Source organism: Sphingomonas sp. Leaf257 (genome assembly GCF_001422185.1).
Taxonomy (GTDB): Bacteria; Pseudomonadota; Alphaproteobacteria; order Sphingomonadales; family Sphingomonadaceae; genus Sphingomonas; species Sphingomonas yabuuchiae.
In genome coordinates, this window is the sequence record NZ_LMMH01000025.1 from 1 (window position 1) to 2,631 (window position 2,631).

At 66.2% G+C, this 2,631-nt stretch carries 2 pseudogenes; both read right to left on the reverse strand.

Annotated elements, in window-relative coordinates:
- Window positions 1–141 precede the first annotated feature (141 nt).
- Window positions 142–261 (reverse strand): annotated as a pseudogene (locus ASF14_RS22560) (integrase core domain-containing protein); the annotation flags it as partial.
- Window positions 262–377: 116 nt separating this feature from the next.
- Window positions 378–2,463, reverse strand: a pseudogene (locus ASF14_RS12800) (ATP-binding protein).
- Window positions 2,464–2,631: the final 168 nt, after the last annotated feature.

A 2,631-nucleotide genomic window follows, 5' to 3' on the forward strand; every position in this document is an offset into this window, starting at 1 on the left:
GCATCTGTGCCGGCCTCCTGACCCGGCTCAAAGCCTGAATCACAAAACCGCGCCCATGTGAATCCTCGACGATTCAGAAAGGCCGGAAACCGCTCTAGCTTCCGTGTCCTCATGCCCTTGGCGGGGGCGGTTGGTGAACTTAGCGGGTGCCATGCCGCCGAGACTGCTTTGCGGACGCACGGTGTTGTAGTCTGTCCGCCATGCCTCAATTATCCGTCTCGCCGCACCCAACGAGGGGAACAGGTGCCCATTTAGGCATTCGCGGCATCGCTCGTCTCCATCTGACAGGCTAACTTACCAATGGCATGATTTCCGGAGAGCATGTCAGATTCCTGTCTCCTTACCCGTGCCATTTGGTTAAGAACCATTCCTGAATTTCACTCCAGCTCCAAAATCACCGCATCGACGGCCAGGCTGTCGCCGGTTTTGGCGGAGATGGTCTTGACGGTGCCGGACTTGGCGGCGCGCAGGATGTTTTCCATTTTCATCGCCTCGACTACCGCCAGCGGCTGGCCTGCTTCGACGCTATCGCCCTCGGCCACGTCCAGCCGGACGAGCAGGCCCGGCATGGGGGCGATGAGGAATTTCGACAGGTCGGGCGGCACCTTTTCGATGAGGTGCTGGGCATAGGGCGCGGCGCGGGCGGGGAGGACGCGGACCTGGTGGCTGGCCCCGCGCGTGGTCAGGCGGAAGCCGGTGCGGGTCTTGGCGATGCGGACGTGGAGGGCCTCGCCGGCCTCGTCCTCGACCGCGATCATCCGGTCGCCGGGGGTATAGGCGATGGCGAGGTCCAGCTCGGCGCCGTCGACGCTGATCCCGTCGGTCGAGACGTTGACCGCATGGTCCATACCCCCGATCCGCACCGTCCAGTCGGCGGGCGGTTGCAGGCGGTGGCCGAGCTGCCCGTCGATGCGGCGGGCGCGGTCGGCCTCGGCGGTGGCGGCGAAGGCGGCGACGGCGGCCAGCGTCCGGGTCAGTTCTGCCGACGCGGGCGCGCCCTGGAAGCCTTCGGGATATTCCTCGGCGATGAAGCCGGTGGACAGCGCGCCGGAGCGGAAGCGCGGATGCTGCATCAGCGCGGAGACGAAGTCGATATTGGTCCCCGGCCCGACGATCTCGAACGCGTCGAGCGCGGCGATCTGGGCGTCGATCGCGGCTTCGCGGGTGGGTGCCCAGGTGACCAGCTTGGCGATCATCGGGTCGTAGAACATGCTGACCTCGCCACCCTCGGCCACGCCGTCGTCGACGCGCACGCGCACGTCGTCATCGGCCTGCTCGGCGGGCGGGTTGTAACGGACCAGCCGCCCGGTCGAGGGCAGGAAGCCGCGATAGGGGTCCTCGGCATAGACGCGGTTCTCGATCGCCCAGCCGGTCAGCGTCACATCGTCCTGGCCGAACGCCAGCTTTTCTCCCGCCGCAACGCGGATCATCTGCTCGACCAGATCGAGCCCGGTGATCTCTTCGGTCACGGGATGCTCGACCTGAAGCCGGGTGTTCATCTCGAGGAAGTAGAAGCTCTGGCCGCTCGTATCCGCACCCGACACGATCAGCTCGACGGTGCCCGCCGAATAATAGCCGACCGCCCGCGCCAGCGCGACCGCCTGCTCGCCCATGGCGCGGCGCATCTCAGGCGTGACGAAGGGCGACGGGGCTTCCTCGACCACCTTCTGGTGGCGGCGCTGGACCGAGCATTCGCGCTCGCCGAGATAGACGATGTTGCCATGTTGGTCGCCACGGGGCTTCCTCGACCACCTTCTGGTGGCGGCGCTGGACCGAGCATTCGCGCTCGCCGAGATAGACGATGTTGCCATGTTGGTCGCCCAGCACCTGGATTTCGATATGGCGGGGGCTCTCAATGAACTTCTCAATGAAGACGCGGTCGTCGCCGAAGCTGGCCAGGCCTTCGCGCTTGGTCGCCTCGAAGCCTTCGCGGACATCGGCCTCGGACCAGGCCAGGCGCATGCCCTTGCCGCCGCCACCGGCGCTGGCCTTCATCATCACGGGAAAACCGATGTCGGAGGCGATGCGCACCGCTTCCTCGGTGTCGGCGATCTCGCCCAGATAGCCGGGGACGACATTGACGCCTGCGGCCTTGGCGAGCTTTTTCGATTCGATCTTGTCGCCCATCGCGGCGATGGCGCCCGGCGGCGGGCCGATGAACACGACGCCCGCCTCGGCACAGGCCTTGGCAAAGCTCTCGCGCTCGGACAGGAAGCCATAGCCGGGGTGGATGGCATCCGCGCCGGTCGCCTTGGCAGCGGTGAGGATCAGCTCGGCCTTGAGATAGCTTTCGGCGGCGGGCGCGGGGCCCAGGCGCACCGACTCATCGGCCAGCCGGACATGCGGCGCGCTGGCGTCGGCGTCGGAATAGACCGCGACCGTGGCGATGCCCATCGCGCGCGCGGTGCGGATCACCCGGCACGCGATTTCCCCGCGATTGGCGATCAGGATTTTCTGGAACACGGGGATACCTCTCCTTTATGTCGTTGGTCCGTGTCGAAATACGTGGCCGATGGCGCGCCATCTTAAGCTTACCGCAACTGGGCCCCGGCCTTCGCCGGGGAACAGAAGAGTGAGCCGTAATTACTCCGCGGCGACCCGCATCGGTTCGGCACCTTCCATCGGCTTCAG